This window comes from Streptomyces sp. P9-2B-2, from assembly GCF_030406865.1.
Taxonomy (GTDB): domain Bacteria; phylum Actinomycetota; class Actinomycetes; order Streptomycetales; family Streptomycetaceae; genus Streptomyces; species Streptomyces platensis.
Genome location: NZ_CP129126.1, coordinates 5,617,877 through 5,635,265 on the forward strand (window position 1 = coordinate 5,617,877; position 17,389 = coordinate 5,635,265).

The window sequence follows — 17,389 nt, forward strand, 5'->3', positions numbered from 1 at the left end:
CGGAGGAAAAACAGGATTCACTGGCCACCCCCCGACGAAGCCTGCGGCACTGCGGCGTCAATCCTTCTAGTTGCGCATTCACTCTGTCCAGTCAAGGGGTCTCACCGTTGTCCAAGTGCAATGATCAATTCCGGCCATCGGGGACCCGCCTGCCCTGATTGGAACGTGACCGCCCTCATCCGGGAAGATGGGGGGTATGACTGCCCAGATCCTGGATGGCAAGGCCACCGCAGCCGCTATCAAGTCCGAGCTCACCACCCGCGTCGAGGCCCTGAAGGCCAAGGGCGTACAGCCCGGTCTGGGCACCCTCCTGGTGGGCGACGACCCGGGAAGCCGCTGGTACGTCAACGGCAAGCACCGCGACTGCGCCCAGGTCGGCATCGCCTCGATCCAGCGCGAACTGCCGGAGACCGCCACCCAGGAAGAGATCGAGGCCGTCGTACGGGAGCTGAACGAGGACCCGGCCTGCACCGGCTACATCGTCCAACTTCCGCTCCCCAAGGGCATCGACGCCCACCGCGTCCTGGAACTGATGGATCCGGCCAAGGACGCCGACGGGCTGCACCCGATGAGCCTGGGCCGGCTGGTGCTCGGCATCGAGGGCCCGCTGCCCTGCACCCCGTACGGGATCGTCCAGCTGCTGCGGCGGCACGAGGTCGAGATCAAGGGCGCGCACGTGGTCGTCGTCGGCCGCGGTATCACCATCGGCCGCCCGATGCCGCTGGTGCTCACCCGCAAGTCCGAGAACGCCACGGTGACCCAGTGCCACACCGGCACCCGGGATCTGTCGTCGCACCTCAAGCAGGCCGACATCGTCGTCGCCGCGGCCGGTGTGCCGCACATCATCAAGCCCGAGGACATCAAGCCCGGCGCGGCCGTCCTGGACGTCGGTGTCAGCCGTGACGAGGCCGGCAAGATCGTCGGCGATGTGCACCCCGGCGTGGCCGAGGTGGCCGGCTGGGTCGCCCCCAACCCGGGCGGTGTCGGCCCGATGACCCGCGCCCAGCTGCTGGTCAATGTCGTCGAGGCCGCCGAGCGCGCGGCCGGCTGAGCGCGGCCGGACCTGAGACCCTTGTCTGTGCCAGACATATCCGGAGACCGGAAGGGACTGCCTGCCATGGGTGGCGATACGCATTCGGATGGAGCCTCCGAGCCGCAGCGCTCCTCGCGCCGCTTTCCGACGCTGACCCGCGACACGGCCCGCCCGGAAGGCGGCGGCCGCGCCGCCGCGGGCGGCTACCCGGCGCCCGCCCGGCAGTGGCCGCTGCTCAGCGTCATGGGCGGGGTCGCGGTCGGACTGCTGCTGGTGGCGCTCGACGCGTTCCGTATCGGCGTGCTGGTGATCGGGCTCGCTCTCCTGGCCGGCGCGGTGCTGCGGCGGGCGCTGCCGTCGGTGGGCATGCTGGCCGTCCGCTCCCGCTTCACGGACATGACGATCTACGGTCTGCTCGGCTTCGTGATCGTGATGCTGTCGCTGATGGTGCAGCCCAAGCCGTGGATCCACATCCCGTTCCTGGACGACATCGTGCACTTCACGGTGCGCTAGCGCTCGTCCGCACCGGCTCCCGCCCCTGGCGATGACGGCGGCCCGCCTCCTCCCCTCGGGAGAAGGCGGGCCGCCGCCGTTCTGTGACGTGTCTTACCCGGCCGGGCGGGTCAGCGCACGCACCACTTGTTGGAGTAGATGGTCATGAGGTTGCTGCCGATGAACCGCCAGCCGGTGCCACGGTTCAGCTTCGCGTGCCCGCCCCGGTAGTTGGGCTTCTCGTAGACGGTCACGCTGCACTGGCTGCCGTTGTTGTACGCGGACAGCGGGTACCGGAAGGCGCCGCCGTAGGGCTTGAGGTTCCGGTTGTTCGACCTGACCTTCTTCGGGGTGCCCCGGAAGTTCGTCTTCGGGTAGACGCACAGATAGGTGCGGGGGCAGTTGGCCGGCGCCCGCTGGACGGTGACCGAGCCGTGCTTGACCGGTGCGGGGGCGGCGGACGCGCCCGCGGCGGGGGCCAGTGCCAGGCCGCCGGTGAGCGCCGCGGCGGCCGCGGCGAGGGCGATGCGCTTGCGGACGTTCATGGTGTGGGTTCCTCCCCGTATACGGCGGAGGCGCGTCGGCCGCGCCGCCCGCTGATTGCGCCACCGACTGTGCGCCCACCCGCCGTTGCCCGGCCACGGCAACCGCCCCGGTGGGGACGCCGTGGGATGTCCCACCCGCTGACCTGCGGGGACGTCACCGCCCCGGAGGCTTCGGTGGGACGGGGAGGGGCCGGACGGCGGCCCGGACGGCGGTCCGTACGGCATACGGAACGGCAAAGGGCGGAAACGGAGGGGGCGTCCGCGCCATCATCGGCGACAAAGGGGGCCATGGCCTCGGGGGAGAACGAACGCGTATGGGGTGGGACATGTCGCGTTGGAGCGGGCTGCCCGCATCGCTGGACCAGCGGATGCGGCAACTGGTCGTACAGCTGAGGCGGTTGAAGGACCACACCGGGCTGAGCCTGGCCGCGCTCGCCGCCCGCACCCCGTACAGCAAGTCGTCGTGGGAGCGCTATCTCAACGGGAAGAAGCTGCCGCCCCGGGACGCGGTCGAGGCGCTGTGCCGACTGGCGGGGGAGCCGGTCGGCCGGCTGGTGGCGCTGTGGGAGCTGGCGGACGCGGCCTGGAGCGGCCGGGGCCGGTCCGGCGCGGCGCAGGCCCGGGGCGGGCGGAGCGCGGCGGACGACGGGCCGGAGCGGGCAACTGCGCCGGGTACGGCCGTGGTTGCGGCGGCCGGGCCCCCGCGGACGGCGAAGCCACGCCGCGGCCGACTCGGCGACTGGCGGGCCTGGCGGGCCTGGCGGCCGGTGCCGGGGCCGGCGGGGTGGCGCTCGCCGCGGCGCTGGCCCTCTGGGCGGCAGCGGGCGCGGGTGGCCTGGTGACGGGCGCCGTGCCCGAGGCCCCCGAGATGACCGGCTGCCGGGCGCGGGCGTGCGACGGCAAGGACCCGGAGTCGATGCGCTGTGATCTGCCGGATCTGGTGCGGACGCCCCTGGAGCGCACCGCGGCCGGGGGCGAGCGGGTGCAGCTCCGTTACGGCACGGTCTGCGGCGCTGCCTGGGGGCGGCTCCGGGACGGCCGGATCGGGGACCGGGTCGAGGTGGTGGCGCCGGGGGTGGCACCGCGCTCGGTGCGGGTGATGGACCGGTTCGACGCCGAGGACTCGCTGGTCACGCCGATGGCGGCGGCCCGCGGGCCCGAGGGCGTCCGGCTGTGCCTCTATCCGGCGGGCGGCGGGGCCCGGGAATGCTTCTCGGCATGATGCCTGACCGCGGCCGATATTGATGCCATCTTGGCCGGTTCTTGTCAGGATACGTACGGAAGTCGTCCGGACTCCGTCGGAAATGCCACACTGCTGGGGTCACGGGGCGCACGAACGGGTGAAGTATGCCCGCATGTTCCCGTGTGCCCGTGAAGGGAAACGCCGTCCTGACCGGGGGCGTCCCACGGGGAGCAAGGAGGGCGGACCGGGGGGCCGCGCTCGGCACGTACGCGGGGGGATAGGGGGAGGCAATGCCTCGCTGGAAGGCGCTGCCGGAGGAACTGGACCCGCAGGTGCGGGAGTTCGCCGGTCAGCTGCGCAGGCTCGTGGACCGCAGCGGTCTGAGTGTGGCCGCCCTCGCGGACGCCACGGGCTACAGCAAAACGTCCTGGGAGCGCTATCTCAACGGGCGGCTGCTGCCACCGCAGCGTGCCGTGGTCGCGCTCGCCGAGGCGACCGGTGCCCATCCCGCTCACCTCACCACGCTGTGGGAGCTGGCCGAACGGGCCTGGAGCCGCGACGAGATGCGGCAGGACGTCACCATGGAAGCGATCAGCGTGGCCCAGGCGCGCGCCGCGCTCGGGTGGGACGCCGACCAGGCCGAACCCCCGGCGAAGAGCGCGAGATTCACCAAGGGGACGAAGGCCGCGGCGGCGCCCGGCGCGACACCGTTGCCCTCGGTGCCCCAACAGCGGCGCACGGACAGTCCGTCGGCCGCGGACTTTCCCGAATGGGCGGCGGCCGCGGCCCCGTCCCCGGCGGCGCCCGCGCCCCAGAGCCCGGTCCGGCGCACCCGCCGCGGCCGGACCCTCATGATCGCCGCCGGTGCGGCCGGTGTGGCGCTGCTGGGCGGCGCCGCCTTCCTCCTGCTCAACCCCGGCACCGACACGGCCAAGAAGGCGGCGGCCTCCCGGCCCGCGGCCGCGCCGAGCGCGAAGCAGGTCCTGCCGGCCGGGGTGCGCTGCACCGGCGCCGGCTGTGTGGGCAAGGACCCGGAGGCGATGGGCTGCGGCGGCGCACACGCCATCACCCCGTCCCGCGGCCGCGCCGGCCGGGCGGTGATAGAGGTCCGCTACAGCAAGGTCTGCCACACGGCCTGGGCCCGGATCAGCCGGGCGGCACCGGGCGACCAGGCCACCCTCAGCGCCGGCGGCCACAGCGCCACGGCACAGGCCGAGCGGAACGGCGCCGCCTACACCCCGATGGTCGAGGTGACCGGCGATCCGGCGAAGGTCGCCGCCTGCGGGACGACCGTGGCGGGCGTGAAGGGCTGCTCCCGTCCGGTTCCGGCCACGCCCGCCGGAGCACCCGCCCCGTCGGCCGGAGCACCCACCCCGTCGGCCGGAGCACCCACCCCGTCGGCCGGCACGCCGGTCCGCTAGCCGACGTCCCTGGCACGGGCGGTCCTCACCCGGATCGGGGGGCCGCCCGGAGCGCCCACGGGCCCGGTATCACCGCCCGCGGAGGATGTCCGAAAGACAGGGGGCATGCCCACCGCGATCCCGGGCAGGCGAACGAATACCCCCCCACGGGTGTGGCACAACTCGGCGGCCGCCTGCTTCCCCCCCTCCTTGAGCGGGCGGCCGCCAGCCACTTGTCCACGGGGGCCGCGCGGAGCGCACGCCGATCCCCCCACGGCAGGTTCCGACGGCCGTACGGACGTCCCCGAGGCACCCGGTGAGGTGTTCCACACCGGCCCGTCGCTTCCCCCCGGCAGGGGTCCGATAGCCTGACGACCGGGTCTCTCGATACCAAGAGACCTCGATAGCCGGGCAGGGACACCCACCGCCAACCATGGTGGTCCAGGGGCTTGCCCCCGGAAAACACCGCGCAGGAGATCGCCATGACCCGCACTCCCGTCAATGTCACCGTCACCGGTGCAGCCGGCCAGATCGGTTACGCACTGCTCTTCCGCATCGCTTCCGGTCATCTGCTCGGCGCCGACGTGCCGGTCAAGCTGCGCCTCCTGGAGATCCCCCAGGGTCTGAAGGCCGCCGAGGGCACCGCCATGGAGCTCGACGACTGCGCCTTCCCGCTGCTCCAGGGCATCGACATCTCCGACGACCCGAACGTGGCCTTCGACGGCGCGAACGTCGCGCTGCTGGTCGGCGCCCGCCCCCGTACCAAGGGCATGGAGCGCGGCGACCTCCTGGAGGCCAACGGCGGCATCTTCAAGCCGCAGGGCAAGGCCATCAACGACCACGCCGCGGACGACATCAAGGTCCTGGTCGTCGGTAACCCCGCCAACACCAACGCGCTGATCGCCCAGGCCGCCGCGCCGGACGTCCCGCGTGAGCGCTTCACCGCGATGACCCGCCTGGACCACAACCGTGCGCTCTCGCAGCTCGCGAAGAAGACCGGCACCCCGGTCTCCGAGCTCCGCAAGCTCACGATCTGGGGCAACCACTCCGCCACCCAGTACCCGGACATCTTCCACGCCGAGGTCGCCGGCAAGAACGCCGCCGAGGTGGTCAACGACCAGAAGTGGCTGGCCGAGGACTTCATCCCGACCGTCGCCAAGCGCGGTGCGGCGATCATCGAGGCCCGTGGCGCGTCCTCCGCCGCGTCCGCCGCCAACGCCGCCATCGACCACGTCCACACCTGGGTCAACGGCACCGCCGCCGGCGACTGGACCTCGATGGGTATCCCCTCGGACGGCTCCTACGGCGTCCCGGAGGGCCTGATCTCCTCCTTCCCCGTCACCACCAAGGACGGCAAGTACGAGATCGTCCAGGGCCTGGAGATCAACGACTTCTCCCGCGAGCGCATCGACGCGTCGGTGAAGGAGCTGGAGGAGGAGCGCGAGGCCGTCCGCGGTCTCGGCCTCCTCGGCTGACCCACCGCCGCGGCCGCCCCACCCGGGCGGCACCGCAGCCCCACGAGCCCGTACGGTCCGCAACGGCCGTGCGGGCTCGGTCATGTCGGCCGGTCACCGGGCGGCCGTGAACGAGCTGCTTGGCCACTCACGCACGCGTGGCCGACCGGCCGTGGCCGTCGAGGCCGGTCAGCACCGCCGCCACGAACTCCCGCCGGTCGTCGGCATGATCGCGGAACCACATTCCCAGCTGGTGCTGTGCGTCCGGAAGGTCGAACCGCGTGTACCGGGCACGCGCGGCCAGCGCGTCCTGTACGGACTCGGTCACCGCGGACGGGATCACCGCGTCGGTGCCCGGCACGCCGAGCACTGCCCGGCCCTCGTAGGCCCGCAGCACCCCAAGCGCGGGTGCCTCCCGCCAGCTGTCCGGCTGCCGGATGATCCCGCTGAACCGGCCGTTCCCGTCCTTGAAGGGCACGTCCCACGCCTCGGCGGCGTACACGGCGGGCGCGCACAGCCCCAGCGCCGCGACCTGCTCCCCGTAGTGCGCCACGAGATCGGCCACCGTCTGGCCGCTCATGCTGAACCCCACCAGGGCCAGCGGCCCGTCCGCCCCCGCGTACGCGTCGATCACCGCGACGGCCTGCTCGAACCGTCGCCGCAGGCTCAACTCGCCGAGCTTTCCGGTGCTTTCGCCGTGCCCGGAGAAGTCGAAGCCGATCCCTCGGCAACCGTGGGCCACGAACTCCCGTACCAGCGGAAGCAGCCGCTCCGAGCTGCTGGTGCCTGCGCCGTGCATCACCACGGCGGTGACCCCGGAAGGGCCACCGCCGTACACACCGCTGAGCCGTTCACCGTCGTGGTCGTGCGTGAAGTCGAAGAGCATGCCCTCCATTCACTCACGGCGTGGCCTCCGCGATGCAGGCGTATTCGTGCCGGCAGGGTGATCCCTAGGCGCTTTCGTTTGAATCAGTTCGTCGTCGATGCGGATGTGTCGTTGGCCAGCAGGAATGTGCACGGTGTCCCGTTGTCCAAAAGGCGATCACTCGTTTGAAGGACTTCGGCATGCCGGGGCGAACTCGTGACAAGTCTTCCGTCGGCCGTCGAGGACGGCCAAGCAGTCCAGATCAAAGACGGAGGAAGTCGACGATGAGCTTCGTTCAGACCGGCAAGATCGATCTGAAGTCCGACAACGCGATCGAGACGAGCGGGGGTAACACCTCGACCTTCACACGGGTCACTTTCCCCAGCCCGTTCCCGCCTGGTTCCAGCGTCGTTGTCCTCCCACTGACCCAGACCTTCAACGGGCCGGAGACGCCGGGCATCCGAATCCATGACGTCACCAACACGGGCTTCCTCATCCGCCTGAACGAGGTGTACGCCGGCGCCACCAAGAGCGACGGCAAGCACACCACCGAAACCATCGGCTGGCTGGCCGCGACTGTCTAATGCACTTTGCTCCGGCCGAGTGTTGGCCACGTCCTCATGTGAAGAGCGCCCGGCCGGAGCGCCACTGTGCACTGGTGCCGATAGCGAGGCACTGGGAACCGCTCAATGATCCAAACGGCAGACCCCAGGGGCGAGCACAGCCCGGTCATGTGGTCTCGGCCCGCAGCTCCCTGTCGTCGGCCTCGTGGTCACCGTGCGCCGCCACGGGCAGGCGCGCGCCCCGGCTGTCGGCGACGCGCAGCACATCGCCGAAGGACTGTGTGGTCGCCCGCAGCGCCCGCCGTAACGCGTGCTCCCCGGCCTTGCCGTCGTCCAGTACGGCCACCGCGCCCTTGAGCACATCGGCACCGTCACACAACTGCTCCGCCTCGATCTCGTCGGCCAACCGCGACAGCACACCCCCGGCCCCGTCCGCCGACAAGAAGCAGGGCTTCCCGCCCTCACTCTCCCACGGCAGCAGACGCAGCCCCGGCACGGGCGCGGGGACGGCATCCCGGTCGTAACTCATGCTCATTGACTCCCAGAAGTTGGTTGCGGAAGAAGGCGGCGCAGTCGGCCGAACGACCCGTTACGTTGGGTGTGTTAAGCGTTGCGCCCCGTAGTCCGGGTCGCAACGTCAGACGCGTGACACTCACCATCTGGCACCAAGGGGGATGCGGTGAGCCGACGACGACGCAATGCAGAGAGTGGACCGGCAGCCACCAACGCCGCCGTGTTCGGGGAGGTGCTGAGGCACTTCCGGGAGGCGGCGGGCTTCACGCAGGAGGGGCTGTCGAAGAAGATCCCATGCGACCGCTCGCACGTGGCCCGCATCGAGGCGGGCACGCGCGTACCGCAGGACACGTTCGCCAAGCAGTGCGACGAACTGCTGGGGACGGGGGGAGTGCTGCTGCGGTTGTGGGGGCGGATCGACTGGTATCCGGAGGTGCAGCATCCGGACTGGTTCGAGCGGCGGGCGGAGATGGATGCGGTGGCGGTGGGCCTGCGGGAATATCAAGAGCGGGTCTTCCCGGGACTATTGCAGACACCGGACTACGCGCACGCGCTCTTCAGCCGCCGCAGCAAGAACGCTGATGAGATCGAGTCGCGTGTCCGGGCTCGACTGAGCCGACAGCAACGCTTTCTGGCCGATGGCGGGCCGCTGTACCTAGCTGTGCTGGACGAGAGCTGCCTGCGCAACGCGGTGGGAAGCCCGGAGGTCATGCGTGACCAGTGCGCGCATCTGCTGAGCGTCGGAGAGCGCACCAACGTCCGTATCCAGGTGGCCCCGGCAGGTCGCTTCGGACTCGCCCGCCCCCGAGGCTCCATGTCGCTGATCGAACTGGCCGACGAGCGGTGGGTGTACTCGGAGTCGCTGGACCGCGGCCATTTCAACAATGATCCGGCCGTCTATGCCCGCCACACCCAGACCTATGATGTGCTCAGGGCGGATGCTCTGTCAGCCCCCGAATCCGCCGCTCTGATCGGCGACTTCATGGAAGGGTACGGGGACCATGAACAAGCACCAGCTGAGCACAGCGATATGGATGAAGAGCAGCTACAGCGACGACAACGGCGGCAACTGCATCGAAGTAGCCCCCGGTATCCCCGACGCCGTCCCCGTCCGTGACAGCAAGGACCCTGACGGCCCCGTGCTGATCTTCCCGACGCGCGGCTGGTCGTCCTTCGTCGCCGCCCTCAAGAACGGCGAGTTCCCCGCGGCCGTCTGACCCGCGCAGGGAAGGCGCCCCGCAGGCCACGCGACAACCTTGCGTCATCGCGCTGACACGGAGCGCTCCGCTCCCTTATGCTGCGGCTCCGCACTGCCCCGCGCCCGGCCCCGGCAGCTCGCCCGCCAACCAGGCCACCGGGGCGGCCAGTTGGTGTTCCGGGGGAGGACGATGGCTCGTACGGATGTGCCCCAGCAGCAAGGAGAGCCCGACGGACCCCGGCGGTCGGGCCGGACACCGGAGGGCGCCGGGCCTCCGCCGCTTCCCCCGACCCCGCCGGGCGCCAGCGAGGCCACCCGGCTGCTGTGCGCCGGCACCTACCTGGACGACACCTTCCGCGACGCCGTCATCGACGAGCTGTACGTCCACGAGGAGCGGTTCGCCGCGCCCTCCCTGGGCATCGACGCCGCCCGGGTCCTGGCCCATGCGCTGCGCGCCCGGCGGCTGGACCTGAGCTGGGCGGCAGCGATCCTGCTGTTATGGATCGTGGCCATCCCGTTGTCCGCGGGCCTCGTGGTGCTCTACCTGTTCCCCATCGTCCTGATGGCACTCGGCCGCGCCGTCCGCCGGGCACCGATTCCGCGCTGGCTGGCCGCGCTGTGCGCCTTCGTGCTGAGCTGGTACGGACGGCTGTCGCTGACGCTCTACTGCTTGTCGCTGCTGGTGGTGGCGTGCGGCGGGGCCAACGTGAGCGTGGACTGGATGTTCGCGCCCCTCCTGGACGCCCTCAACCTCCTGACGAGCGGCCCGGACGGCTACGACTCGTACGGCAACTCGTCGTCGGAGGGTGCCCCCAGCTTGGGAACGGGTGTCTCCGCACTCGGGGGCGGCATTGGGGTAAACATCCTGCCGCCGGTGTGGATCGCGCTGCTGCTGCCGCTGGCGCTGGCCGTCATGGTCGCGCTGCAACGCGGCCAGTTCGCCCGTGCGCTGGCGCGCGAACTGTCCAGGGAACGCTTCCCCGACGTCATGTCCGACCCTGCCGAACGGTCCCAGGGTCACCGCTCCCGGCGGCTGCGGGAGCGAGTGCGGATCGAGCAGCACGGGCCGCTGGTGATGTACCGGGCCGCCCACCCGTTCTGCGGCGCCGGATACCCGTACAAGACCTGGTCGCTGGCGGTGGAGCTGAACCCCCGGGCGGACCGCGATCCCGAACCGCTGGACAACGGCGCCATCCTGGCCCGGATCATCCCGCTGGTGGCGGCGCTGCGGGTGCCGTCACCGCACGGTTCGCGGGGGGCGGCAGCGGTGCGCGACCGGCTGCGCGCGCTGGAGATCGACGAGTGCGTCTTCCTGCCGGCCGAGGGGCTGCCGACCCGCGCCGCGGCGCCGTACGCACCGGCGGAGTTCGAGGGGCACCGCGCGGCGGCGGTGGAGGAGGGCGGCGAGACCCGCCGGCACTTCCTGCGCATCCGGATCGGCGGCTGGGACGAGGGCATCGTCACCACGCTCTTCGTACGGGTGCACACGCAGGGCGGGATGCTGATGCTGGAGGTGGCACCGCATGTGCTGTTGCCGCTGCGGCAGCTCTTCCAGGACGCCGACCGGCTCGCCCACCAGTACCGGCACCACGACCGCTTCGGCAAGGCGGTGTGGGCGCTGTCCCACACCCCGCGCTCCGCCGGAAATGCCCTCCTCACGCTGCTGCGCGGCCTGCTGCCGAGCTGGCAGCTGGGCACCGCGGGACATGGCGCGGCGCTCCCCGAAGGCCCCGGCACCTCCGTACGCGAGCTGGGTTCGTTCGGTGAGTCGTCGCTCTTCCAGGACATGGACGTCGCCCGCTATCTGGGGACCGTTCAGCAGCGGGTGGTGGCCGGGGTGACCACGGCGCTGCGCGAGGCGGGCTATCAGACCGCCGAGTTCGAGCAGCGGGTGGTGCATGTGGCCGAGGGCGGCGTCTACATCGAGTCCGCACAGGGCGCCGTCGGCGTCGGCGACCACAACACGATCACCCACAACACCCCCCATCGCGGCTCCGATTAGAAGGGAAGTACCCAGCGTGGCAACGGCTGACGAGCGCGGCAACGGCATCCACATCGGCAGCGTCCGGGGTGCCTTCGCCATCGGCGACCACAACACCGTGACTCATTACGAGGGCGGGGCCGCCCCCGCGGACCCGGCGCAGGAGGAGCTGCTGCGCGCCGTCCGGGCGCTGCGCGACGATCTGTCCCGGGCGGTGGAGAGCCCGCAGATCACGGCGCTGAGCGGGGAACTCACCGAGACCGAGGCGGAGATCGCCGACCGCGGCGCGGCGGGTTCCGGCCGGCTGGCCCGGCTCCGTACGGCGCTCGCCGACGCCGGTGCCGTGGTGGGCCTGCTGGCTTCCGGTACCGCGGTGAGCCAGGCGGTCGCGGCCCTGGCGGGAGGCTGACCATGACGCGGGGAGGCCAGGCCCGCTGGAACAACGAGACCCAGCGCTGGGAGGACGGCACCCCACCGCCCGCGCCCTACACGGGCCCGATGCCGCCCCGGCCGTCGTTCACGCCGTCGGTGGGCGGGCCCGAGGGCGGCGGGGCCGGGGACGGCGGGGCCGACGTGCCCCCGTCCGCCGCACCTCCGGCCGACCCGCCCCCGGCCGCCGCGCCACGCAGCACGTACCCCTACCCGCACCCCAGCGCGTACACCGATGGCTTACCGGGCCCCGCCGCCGACCCGTACCGCACCCCCGAGGCAGGCGCCGCCCACGCCCCCGGTGCCCGGCATCGGACGGGGCTGGTCGCCGGGGCGGCGGTGGCCGTGATCGTGGCGGCCGTCGGCGGGGGCTATCTGCTCTGGAGCCACGACGACGATCCGGCCGCCGCCCGCCCGGCGGCCCGCACCCAGTCCTCCGCCCCGTCCCGTACGGCCACCGGCCCGTCCACCGGCGCCCCGGACAGCCCCACGCCCGCCCCCACCCTCTCCGAGCTGCCGGACGGCTTCCGCCTCGCCCACGACAAGAAGAACTTCACCCTCGCGGTGCCCGGCACCTGGACGCGCAGCGAGCGCAAGAACGGGGTGTTCTACACCGCCCCGGACGACCGCGGCCTGGTGCAGATCTTCGAGATCACGGACCCCGAAATCACCCCGCGCGAGGCGCTCCAGCAGGCCTCCCAGGAGCGGTCCGCCAAGCCCGGCTACGAGGAGATCAGCCTCGAACCGCTGGGTTTCCCGGGGCCGGGCATAGACGCCAACCAACTGGTCTATGCCTATGACAACAAGCAGCTCCACACCCGCGTCAAGGTCGTCGACTGTGCTTTCACCGCGACCGACGGCCGCCAGTTCGCCGTCCTCGTCCTGGGCGCCGAGGACGACTGGCCGCAGCAGGAACAGACCCAGGAGATCGCACTGCGGACCTTCGTCCCCCACACCTGACCCCTACGGGACAGCCCTTGGCGGTGCACCCTGCGCGCGGGGTCCGGCTACCCGGGCAGCTCCGTGCGCTCCCACCACTCGTAGACGGGCAGCGCGCCCTCGGAGGTGTTCTGCTGCCGGCCGGTGGCCCGGAAGTGTTCGTAGCCGTTACGGAACGGGATCTTCAGCTCGGTCCCGGGCGGATCGATCGGCACGATCCGCTCCGGAAGCTCCTCGGGGCCGCCTTCGAGCACTGCTTTCGCCGCTGTGTCAGCCATGCCTGCATTGTCGTCCGGGCGGCTGTGCGCGGCCCGTCCGGTTCGGCAGCGCGGGTGACGGTCCGCCGACGGTGCTCGGCGGCCCGGCGAACGGCCGGCCCGGCGGGACGCGTGTCCCACCGGGCCGGCCGCGGTGTCATGGAGCGCTACTTGCCGATCCGGTCGGCTACTTGCCGATCCAGTCGGTCAGGGTCCCGCCGGTGTCGGCGACGGCCCGGAGATGGGTGCCGTCCGCGTCGACCAGATACAGGCGGCGGGTCGCGCTGGTGTCGTCCCAGCCGGAGAAGGCGATGCGGGTGCCGTCGGGGGAGTACACCGGCGTCCGGACGTCCGTGACGGAGGTGGCCCAGGTGGCGGAGTCGTAGAGGTCCGACTGCTCGCCGGTCACCGTGTCGACGGCCTTCAGGCCGGACGTTCCGCTGAAGACGAGGTGCCGGCCGTCGGGGGACCAGTCGGGCGGGGTCGACACGGCCTGGTGGTCGGTGGTGACCTGCCGGCTCTCCCGGGTGGCGAGGTCCATGACGTACACATCCGTGCCGTACTCGGTGCCTTCGGGGCCCTCGTACGAGGTGGCGCGGAGGTAGGCGATACGGCTGCCGTCCGGCGAGAAGGTGGCGCGGAGTCCCGAGGTGGTCAGCGTCTCGCGCCCGGTTCCGTCGGTGTTGACCGACTCGATGCCGCGGGGGGTGTCGAAGACGACCCGCTTGCCGTTCGGAGCCCAGTCCGGATTGGCGATGTACACCTCCCCGGTCTCGCTTTCGACGCCCGGGGCCAGTACCCGCTGGTTGGCGCCGCTCGCCGTGGCCGTCACCAGGTCGGGGCGGTAGGTGCAGCCCTCGGCCTGCGGAACGCAGGTGTCGCCGTAGCGGATGTAGGCGATCTGGGAGCCGCTGGGGGAGTAGACGCCGTCCAGGCCGTTCGCGACGGTGTGGGTGACCGCTCCGTCGGCGGGGTCCATTTCGACGGTCCGGCGCTGGTCGCCGGCCCGCTCGGACACCAGGAGCCGGGTCTCACCCAGGCTGCCGGAGCCGTCCGAGGTGAGGGGGGCTGCCGCGGACGCACTGCCCATGAGGGGCAGGCTCACCGCGGCGGCAAGAACGATAGACAACGCAGTGCGTGAAATCCGCACGTACGCTCCTTCCGTGACGAGGCCGGGCGGCCTCGATGAACGTGAGCCCGAGGATTCGAACTCACATAGGAACAAGCGTCTGCGGGCGCAAAAGCGTCACACCGTTCACGGGGTCTTCACGCGCCTCGCTGCCGCCCTGTACGGGGCGGCAGCGGCCCCGTGGGTCAGTCCCTGGGGAACTCGTCAGTGGCGAGGGTGATTCCGGCGACCGTGTGGGTGAGGTCGATGGGCAGGCCGTAGGCGACGGTGAGGTCGACCTTGTAGTCACCGTCCTGCGGTTCGGTGAAGACGCGGCAGCGGCCGGTGTACGGATCGGCGATCAGGTAAACCGGGACCTCGGCGAGGGCGTAGGCCGTCTTCTTGGGGCCGTAGTCGTTCGGCGCGGTGCCCTTGGAGATGACTTCGGCGATGAACTCGACGTCCTGGTGGCGCCAGCGTCCGAACTCGTCCTCCTCGGCGCCGTCGGAAATCTTGGCGACGTCCGGGGCGAAGCGGTTCCGCTCGCCGGGAAAGGCGATGCGCACGTCCGAGGTCACCAGGGCGTCCATTCCGAAATGGTCGTCCAGCGCCCGCACGATCCGGCGGATGGTCTGCCAATGGACGTCGCACTGCGGCGTCATGAACACGGCCCCCTCGACGATCTCTGCCTTGTAACCCTCGGGGGCGGGCATCTGCTCCAGTTGCTGCAACAGCGCATCCCGACCCAGCTCGTCGCACCGGCCGTCGGCCACCGTGCCGCTCCTCCCCGCCGCCCGCGCGCCGCGGGCAGCCGCACGATTCAACGATACGTATGTACGAACGGTTACGTACCGCGACGAGCAGGAGTCAGGCGCTCTGGGAGCCCTCGGTGCCCTGGAGGCGGTCCTCCAGCACCGAGATGTCGGCCGTGTCGCCGGGGGCCGGGGTCTTGCTGGAGACCGGGGTGTCGTAATTGCTGAGCAGGATGGTGCCGGTCTGGTGGTCGACCTCGGCGGTGAGTTTCAGCGGGTAGTGCTTGCCGTCGATGGCTACGTAGAGGGTCTGGACGGCGCCCTGGGCCTTCTTGACGACGGGGAGGACGCGGGTGCCCTCGTGGGTGGTCGGGCGGCCCTTGGTGAGGGTGGGGGTGGCCGAGGGGGAGGGGGCGCCGGAGGGCGGGTTCTCGGGGGGTATGGCGGACTTCTGGAACGCCCTGAGGTCGCAGGCCGCGGAGAGGTTGCCGAGGAAGGCGTTCTTGGTGGTGCCGTGCAGGAATGTGTCCTTGTATTTCTCGGCGGCGTCGCGGCCCTCGTTCCCGGGCAGCTGGCTCTTCCAGAAGGCGGCGTCCGGCTTCATCCAGACCTGGTTTCCGCGTTTGACGAGTTCGACGCGGCCGAGTGAGCCCTTGCTGATGGCACCGGTGCAATTGCCGGCGCGGTCGAGGGTGAGGTCGAGTTTGGTGGGATCAGCACTGGTCTGGGTGCGCAACCGCAGTGATTGCGCGGCGACCAGTTGGTGGAGGGAATCGTCGGAGATCTGCTGGGCCGATTTGTTGGCGAGGTCGCCCTCGCCGCCGTCCGGATCCTCGGCCGCCGCGGCGCTGGTGCAGGTGGCCCCGGCGATCAGGGCCACCCCGCAGGTCAGGGCCGCGGTGGCGGTGGCGGCACGCCGTCTGCTGGTCATCTGGGTACCTCCGGTCCCGAGGGGAAATGCAGCCTGGGACATACGGCTATTCAGGGTACGTTCCGGGATATTCGGCCGCACGTTCAGTGAGTCGAGTCACTTTCCATGAATGTTTGGGCATAGGTCCGCAGCTTGGGGGGAGGGGTCCACGTTGCTGGTGACGCCAGTGGTTGCACCAGTGGGTACGAGATCGGTAACCGGAAGGCAGAACGACGTGTCGTCAATCGAGACCATTCACGTAGACGGGGTGTGGCAGGCCGCCGCAGCCGGCGAAACGCGGGAGGTCCTCGACCCCGCCGACGCGACGACGCTCCAGCTGGTGGCCGAGGGTGGTGCCGAGGACACCGACGCCGCGGTCGCGGCCGCCCGCCGGGCCTTCGACGCGGGCGACTGGCCCCGTACCGCCGTCGCCGAGCGCTCCGCGCTGCTCCGCCGGGTCGCCGACCTGCTCCAGCGCGACCGCGAGGAGATCGCCCTCATCGAGAGCCGGGACACCGGCAAGACGCTGGAGGAGGGCCGGGTCGACGTCGATGACGTCACCAACGCCTTCCGGTACTTCGCCGACCTGGTGATGAACGAGAGCGGCGGCCGGGTCGTCGACGCCGGTTCGCCCGACGTGCACAGCGTGGTCGTGCACGAGCCGGTCGGTGTGTGTGCGCTCATCACGCCGTGGAACTACCCCCTGCTCCAGGCAAGCTGGAAGATCGCGCCGGCCCTCGCGGCCGGCAACACTTTTGTGATCAAGCCCAGCGAGGTCACCCCGCTGTCGACCGTGCACCTGGTCAAGCTGCTGGTCGAGGCCGGGCTGCCGGCCGGGGTCGCCAACATCGTCACCGGCGCGGGCCTGCCCGTGGGCCAGCGGCTCGCCGAGCACCCGGACGTCGACCTGTTCTCCTTCACCGGTGGCCTGGTCAGCGGCACGAAGGCGGGCGCGGCCGCGGTCTCCGGTGCCAAGAAGATCGCCCTGGAGCTGGGCGGTAAGAACCCGAATGTGGTGTTCGCGGACTCCTGCGCCACCGAAGAAGGCTTTGACACCGCTGTCGACCAGGCGCTGAACGCCGCCTTCATCCACAGCGGCCAGGTCTGCTCGGCCGGTGCCCGGCTGATCATCGAGGAGTCGGTGCGCGACCGCTTCGTCTCCGAGCTCGCCCGCCGCGCCGAGAAGATCAAGCTCGGCCGGGGCACCGAGGACGGTGTCGAGTGCGGTCCGCTGGTCTCCCAGCAGCAGCTCGACAAGGTCGAGGCGTACGTCGCCTCCGCGCTCGCCGAGGGTGCCCAGCTGCGCTGCGGCGGTGCCCGGCCCGAGCCGTCGGCCGTCCGCCCGGCCACCGGCTACTTCTACGCGCCGACCGTGCTCGACGGCTGCCACCGCGAGATGAAGGTGGTCCGTGAGGAGACCTTCGGCCCGATCCTGACGGTGGAGACCTTCACCACCGAGGACGAGGCCGTGGCGCTCGCCAACGACACCGAGTACGGCCTGGCCGGTGCGGTCTTCTCGGCCGACACCGCGCGCGCCCGCCGGGTCGCCGCGCGGCTGCGGCACGGCACGGTCTGGATCAACGACTACCACCCCTACCTCCCGCAGGCGGAGTGGGGCGGCTTCGGCAAGTCCGGCATCGGACGGGAATTGGGTCCCGCGGGTCTGGACGAGTACCGCGAGAGCAAGCACATTTACGAAAACCTCCGGCCGGAGCCGGTGCGCTGGTTCGCGGGCTGACCCCGCCCTCCCTGGCACCACCCGCACCA

20 protein-coding genes are annotated in these 17,389 nt (G+C 71.2%); 13 read left to right on the forward strand and 7 right to left on the reverse strand.

Annotated elements, in window-relative coordinates:
• Positions 1–196: 196 nt before the first annotated feature.
• Positions 197–1,051, forward strand: coding sequence for a bifunctional methylenetetrahydrofolate dehydrogenase/methenyltetrahydrofolate cyclohydrolase (locus QT196_RS24730; protein WP_168481023.1), 855 nt, complete (start codon positions 197–199; stop codon positions 1,049–1,051).
• 66 nt (positions 1,052–1,117) lie between these two features.
• Positions 1,118–1,546: a DUF3017 domain-containing protein gene (locus QT196_RS24735; protein ID WP_168481024.1), complete on the forward strand. Its 429-nt coding sequence runs from the start codon at positions 1,118–1,120 to the stop codon at positions 1,544–1,546.
• A gap of 110 nt (positions 1,547–1,656) precedes the next feature.
• On the opposite strand, the gene QT196_RS24740 is transcribed toward QT196_RS24735, so the two are convergent.
• The gene (locus tag QT196_RS24740; RefSeq protein WP_266733971.1) at positions 1,657–2,070 is read right to left on the reverse strand and encodes a peptidase inhibitor family I36 protein; all 414 of its coding nucleotides are present in this window, start codon (positions 2,068–2,070) and stop codon (positions 1,657–1,659) included.
• Positions 2,071–2,396: 326 nt separating this feature from the next.
• Between QT196_RS24740 and QT196_RS24745 the strand changes: the two genes are divergently transcribed.
• The 4 genes from QT196_RS24745 (at position 2,397) to QT196_RS24760 (ending at position 6,128) form a co-directional block, all read left to right on the forward strand.
• A complete protein-coding gene (locus tag QT196_RS24745) occupies positions 2,397–2,912 on the forward strand; it encodes a helix-turn-helix transcriptional regulator (RefSeq protein ID WP_290355708.1) in 516 nt (171 codons plus the stop codon).
• Positions 2,909–3,292 carry a DUF2690 domain-containing protein gene (locus tag QT196_RS24750; RefSeq protein WP_290355709.1) on the forward strand — a complete coding sequence of 128 codons (384 nt, stop codon included), beginning with the start codon at positions 2,909–2,911 and terminating at the stop codon, positions 3,290–3,292. Before QT196_RS24745 ends, QT196_RS24750 begins: the two co-directional genes overlap by 4 nt.
• A gap of 251 nt (positions 3,293–3,543) precedes the next feature.
• Positions 3,544–4,674 (forward strand): XRE family transcriptional regulator, encoded by a 1,131-nt coding sequence (locus QT196_RS24755; protein ID WP_290355710.1) that lies wholly within the window; start codon positions 3,544–3,546, stop codon positions 4,672–4,674.
• A 461-nt stretch (positions 4,675–5,135) separates the two neighbouring features.
• Positions 5,136–6,128 carry a malate dehydrogenase gene (locus QT196_RS24760; protein WP_290355711.1) on the forward strand — a complete coding sequence of 331 codons (993 nt, stop codon included), beginning with the start codon at positions 5,136–5,138 and terminating at the stop codon, positions 6,126–6,128.
• 127 nt (positions 6,129–6,255) lie between these two features.
• On the opposite strand, the gene QT196_RS24765 is transcribed toward QT196_RS24760, so the two are convergent.
• On the reverse strand, positions 6,256–6,993 hold the full coding sequence (locus tag QT196_RS24765) for an alpha/beta fold hydrolase (protein ID WP_168481029.1): 738 nt from the start codon (positions 6,991–6,993) through the stop codon (positions 6,256–6,258).
• Between the two features lie 263 nt (positions 6,994–7,256).
• On the opposite strand from QT196_RS24765, the gene QT196_RS24770 reads away from it, so the two are divergent.
• Entirely contained in the window at positions 7,257–7,556 is a 300-nt protein-coding gene (locus QT196_RS24770; RefSeq protein WP_119984211.1) for a hypothetical protein, read from the forward strand.
• A gap of 145 nt (positions 7,557–7,701) precedes the next feature.
• On the opposite strand, the gene QT196_RS24775 is transcribed toward QT196_RS24770, so the two are convergent.
• Positions 7,702–8,064, reverse strand: a complete 363-nt coding sequence (locus QT196_RS24775; RefSeq protein ID WP_290355712.1) for a hypothetical protein — start codon at positions 8,062–8,064, stop codon at positions 7,702–7,704.
• 204 nt (positions 8,065–8,268) lie between these two features.
• Here QT196_RS24775 and QT196_RS24780 point away from each other — a divergent pair, with 204 nt between their 5' ends.
• From QT196_RS24780 to QT196_RS24800, 5 genes are all read left to right on the forward strand, one after another.
• Positions 8,269–9,165, forward strand: a complete 897-nt coding sequence (locus QT196_RS24780) for a helix-turn-helix transcriptional regulator (protein WP_290356717.1) — start codon at positions 8,269–8,271, stop codon at positions 9,163–9,165.
• A complete protein-coding gene (locus QT196_RS24785; RefSeq protein ID WP_290355713.1) occupies positions 9,083–9,265 on the forward strand; it encodes a DUF397 domain-containing protein in 183 nt (60 codons plus the stop codon). The genes QT196_RS24780 and QT196_RS24785 overlap by 83 nt, the downstream gene beginning before the upstream one ends.
• 171 nt (positions 9,266–9,436) lie before the next feature.
• The gene (locus QT196_RS24790) at positions 9,437–11,248 is read left to right on the forward strand and encodes a hypothetical protein (RefSeq protein WP_290355714.1); all 1,812 of its coding nucleotides are present in this window, start codon (positions 9,437–9,439) and stop codon (positions 11,246–11,248) included.
• 16 nt (positions 11,249–11,264) lie between these two features.
• Positions 11,265–11,636, forward strand: coding sequence for a hypothetical protein (locus tag QT196_RS24795; protein ID WP_290355715.1), 372 nt, complete (start codon positions 11,265–11,267; stop codon positions 11,634–11,636).
• 2 nt (positions 11,637–11,638) lie between these two features.
• Complete coding sequence (locus QT196_RS24800) at positions 11,639–12,616, forward strand: hypothetical protein (RefSeq protein ID WP_290355716.1); 978 nt, start codon at positions 11,639–11,641, stop codon at positions 12,614–12,616.
• A 47-nt stretch (positions 12,617–12,663) separates the two neighbouring features.
• On the opposite strand, the gene QT196_RS24805 is transcribed toward QT196_RS24800, so the two are convergent.
• The 4 genes from QT196_RS24805 to QT196_RS24820 all read right to left on the reverse strand — a co-directional run bounded on the left by QT196_RS24805 (position 12,664) and on the right by QT196_RS24820 (position 15,643).
• The gene (locus QT196_RS24805) at positions 12,664–12,873 is read right to left on the reverse strand and encodes a DUF5988 family protein (protein WP_290355717.1); all 210 of its coding nucleotides are present in this window, start codon (positions 12,871–12,873) and stop codon (positions 12,664–12,666) included.
• A 166-nt stretch (positions 12,874–13,039) separates the two neighbouring features.
• Positions 13,040–13,942: a hypothetical protein gene (locus QT196_RS24810; protein WP_290355718.1), complete on the reverse strand. Its 903-nt coding sequence runs from the start codon at positions 13,940–13,942 to the stop codon at positions 13,040–13,042.
• A gap of 224 nt (positions 13,943–14,166) precedes the next feature.
• The gene (locus tag QT196_RS24815; RefSeq protein ID WP_266733953.1) at positions 14,167–14,733 is read right to left on the reverse strand and encodes a Uma2 family endonuclease; all 567 of its coding nucleotides are present in this window, start codon (positions 14,731–14,733) and stop codon (positions 14,167–14,169) included.
• Between the two features lie 94 nt (positions 14,734–14,827).
• On the reverse strand, positions 14,828–15,643 hold the full coding sequence (locus QT196_RS24820; protein WP_290355719.1) for a hypothetical protein: 816 nt from the start codon (positions 15,641–15,643) through the stop codon (positions 14,828–14,830).
• Positions 15,644–15,857: 214 nt separating this feature from the next.
• Here QT196_RS24820 and QT196_RS24825 point away from each other — a divergent pair, with 214 nt between their 5' ends.
• Positions 15,858–17,360 carry an aldehyde dehydrogenase family protein gene (locus QT196_RS24825; protein WP_168481036.1) on the forward strand — a complete coding sequence of 501 codons (1,503 nt, stop codon included), beginning with the start codon at positions 15,858–15,860 and terminating at the stop codon, positions 17,358–17,360.
• The last annotated feature ends 29 nt before the right edge of the window (positions 17,361–17,389 follow it).

What these genes read in the sequence shown, in the direction of transcription:
- QT196_RS24730 (WP_168481023.1), top strand. Translation starts at nt 197, where the DNA reads ATGACTGCCCAGATCCTGGATGGCAAGGCCACCGCAGCCGCTATCAAG.
- QT196_RS24735 (WP_168481024.1), top strand. Translation starts at nt 1,118, where the DNA reads ATGGGTGGCGATACGCATTCGGATGGAGCCTCCGAGCCGCAGCGCTCC.
- QT196_RS24740 (WP_266733971.1), bottom strand. Translation starts at nt 2,070, where the DNA reads ATGAACGTCCGCAAGCGCATCGCCCTCGCCGCGGCCGCCGCGGCGCTC.
- QT196_RS24745 (WP_290355708.1), top strand. Translation starts at nt 2,397, where the DNA reads ATGTCGCGTTGGAGCGGGCTGCCCGCATCGCTGGACCAGCGGATGCGG.
- QT196_RS24755 (WP_290355710.1), top strand. Translation starts at nt 3,544, where the DNA reads ATGCCTCGCTGGAAGGCGCTGCCGGAGGAACTGGACCCGCAGGTGCGG.
- QT196_RS24760 (WP_290355711.1), top strand. Translation starts at nt 5,136, where the DNA reads ATGACCCGCACTCCCGTCAATGTCACCGTCACCGGTGCAGCCGGCCAG.
- QT196_RS24765 (WP_168481029.1), bottom strand. Translation starts at nt 6,993, where the DNA reads ATGCTCTTCGACTTCACGCACGACCACGACGGTGAACGGCTCAGCGGT.
- QT196_RS24770 (WP_119984211.1), top strand. Translation starts at nt 7,257, where the DNA reads ATGAGCTTCGTTCAGACCGGCAAGATCGATCTGAAGTCCGACAACGCG.
- QT196_RS24775 (WP_290355712.1), bottom strand. Translation starts at nt 8,064, where the DNA reads ATGAGTTACGACCGGGATGCCGTCCCCGCGCCCGTGCCGGGGCTGCGT.
- QT196_RS24785 (WP_290355713.1), top strand. Translation starts at nt 9,083, where the DNA reads ATGAAGAGCAGCTACAGCGACGACAACGGCGGCAACTGCATCGAAGTA.
- QT196_RS24790 (WP_290355714.1), top strand. Translation starts at nt 9,437, where the DNA reads ATGGCTCGTACGGATGTGCCCCAGCAGCAAGGAGAGCCCGACGGACCC.
- QT196_RS24800 (WP_290355716.1), top strand. Translation starts at nt 11,639, where the DNA reads ATGACGCGGGGAGGCCAGGCCCGCTGGAACAACGAGACCCAGCGCTGG.
- QT196_RS24805 (WP_290355717.1), bottom strand. Translation starts at nt 12,873, where the DNA reads ATGGCTGACACAGCGGCGAAAGCAGTGCTCGAAGGCGGCCCCGAGGAG.
- QT196_RS24810 (WP_290355718.1), bottom strand. Translation starts at nt 13,942, where the DNA reads ATGGGCAGTGCGTCCGCGGCAGCCCCCCTCACCTCGGACGGCTCCGGC.
- QT196_RS24820 (WP_290355719.1), bottom strand. Translation starts at nt 15,643, where the DNA reads ATGACCAGCAGACGGCGTGCCGCCACCGCCACCGCGGCCCTGACCTGC.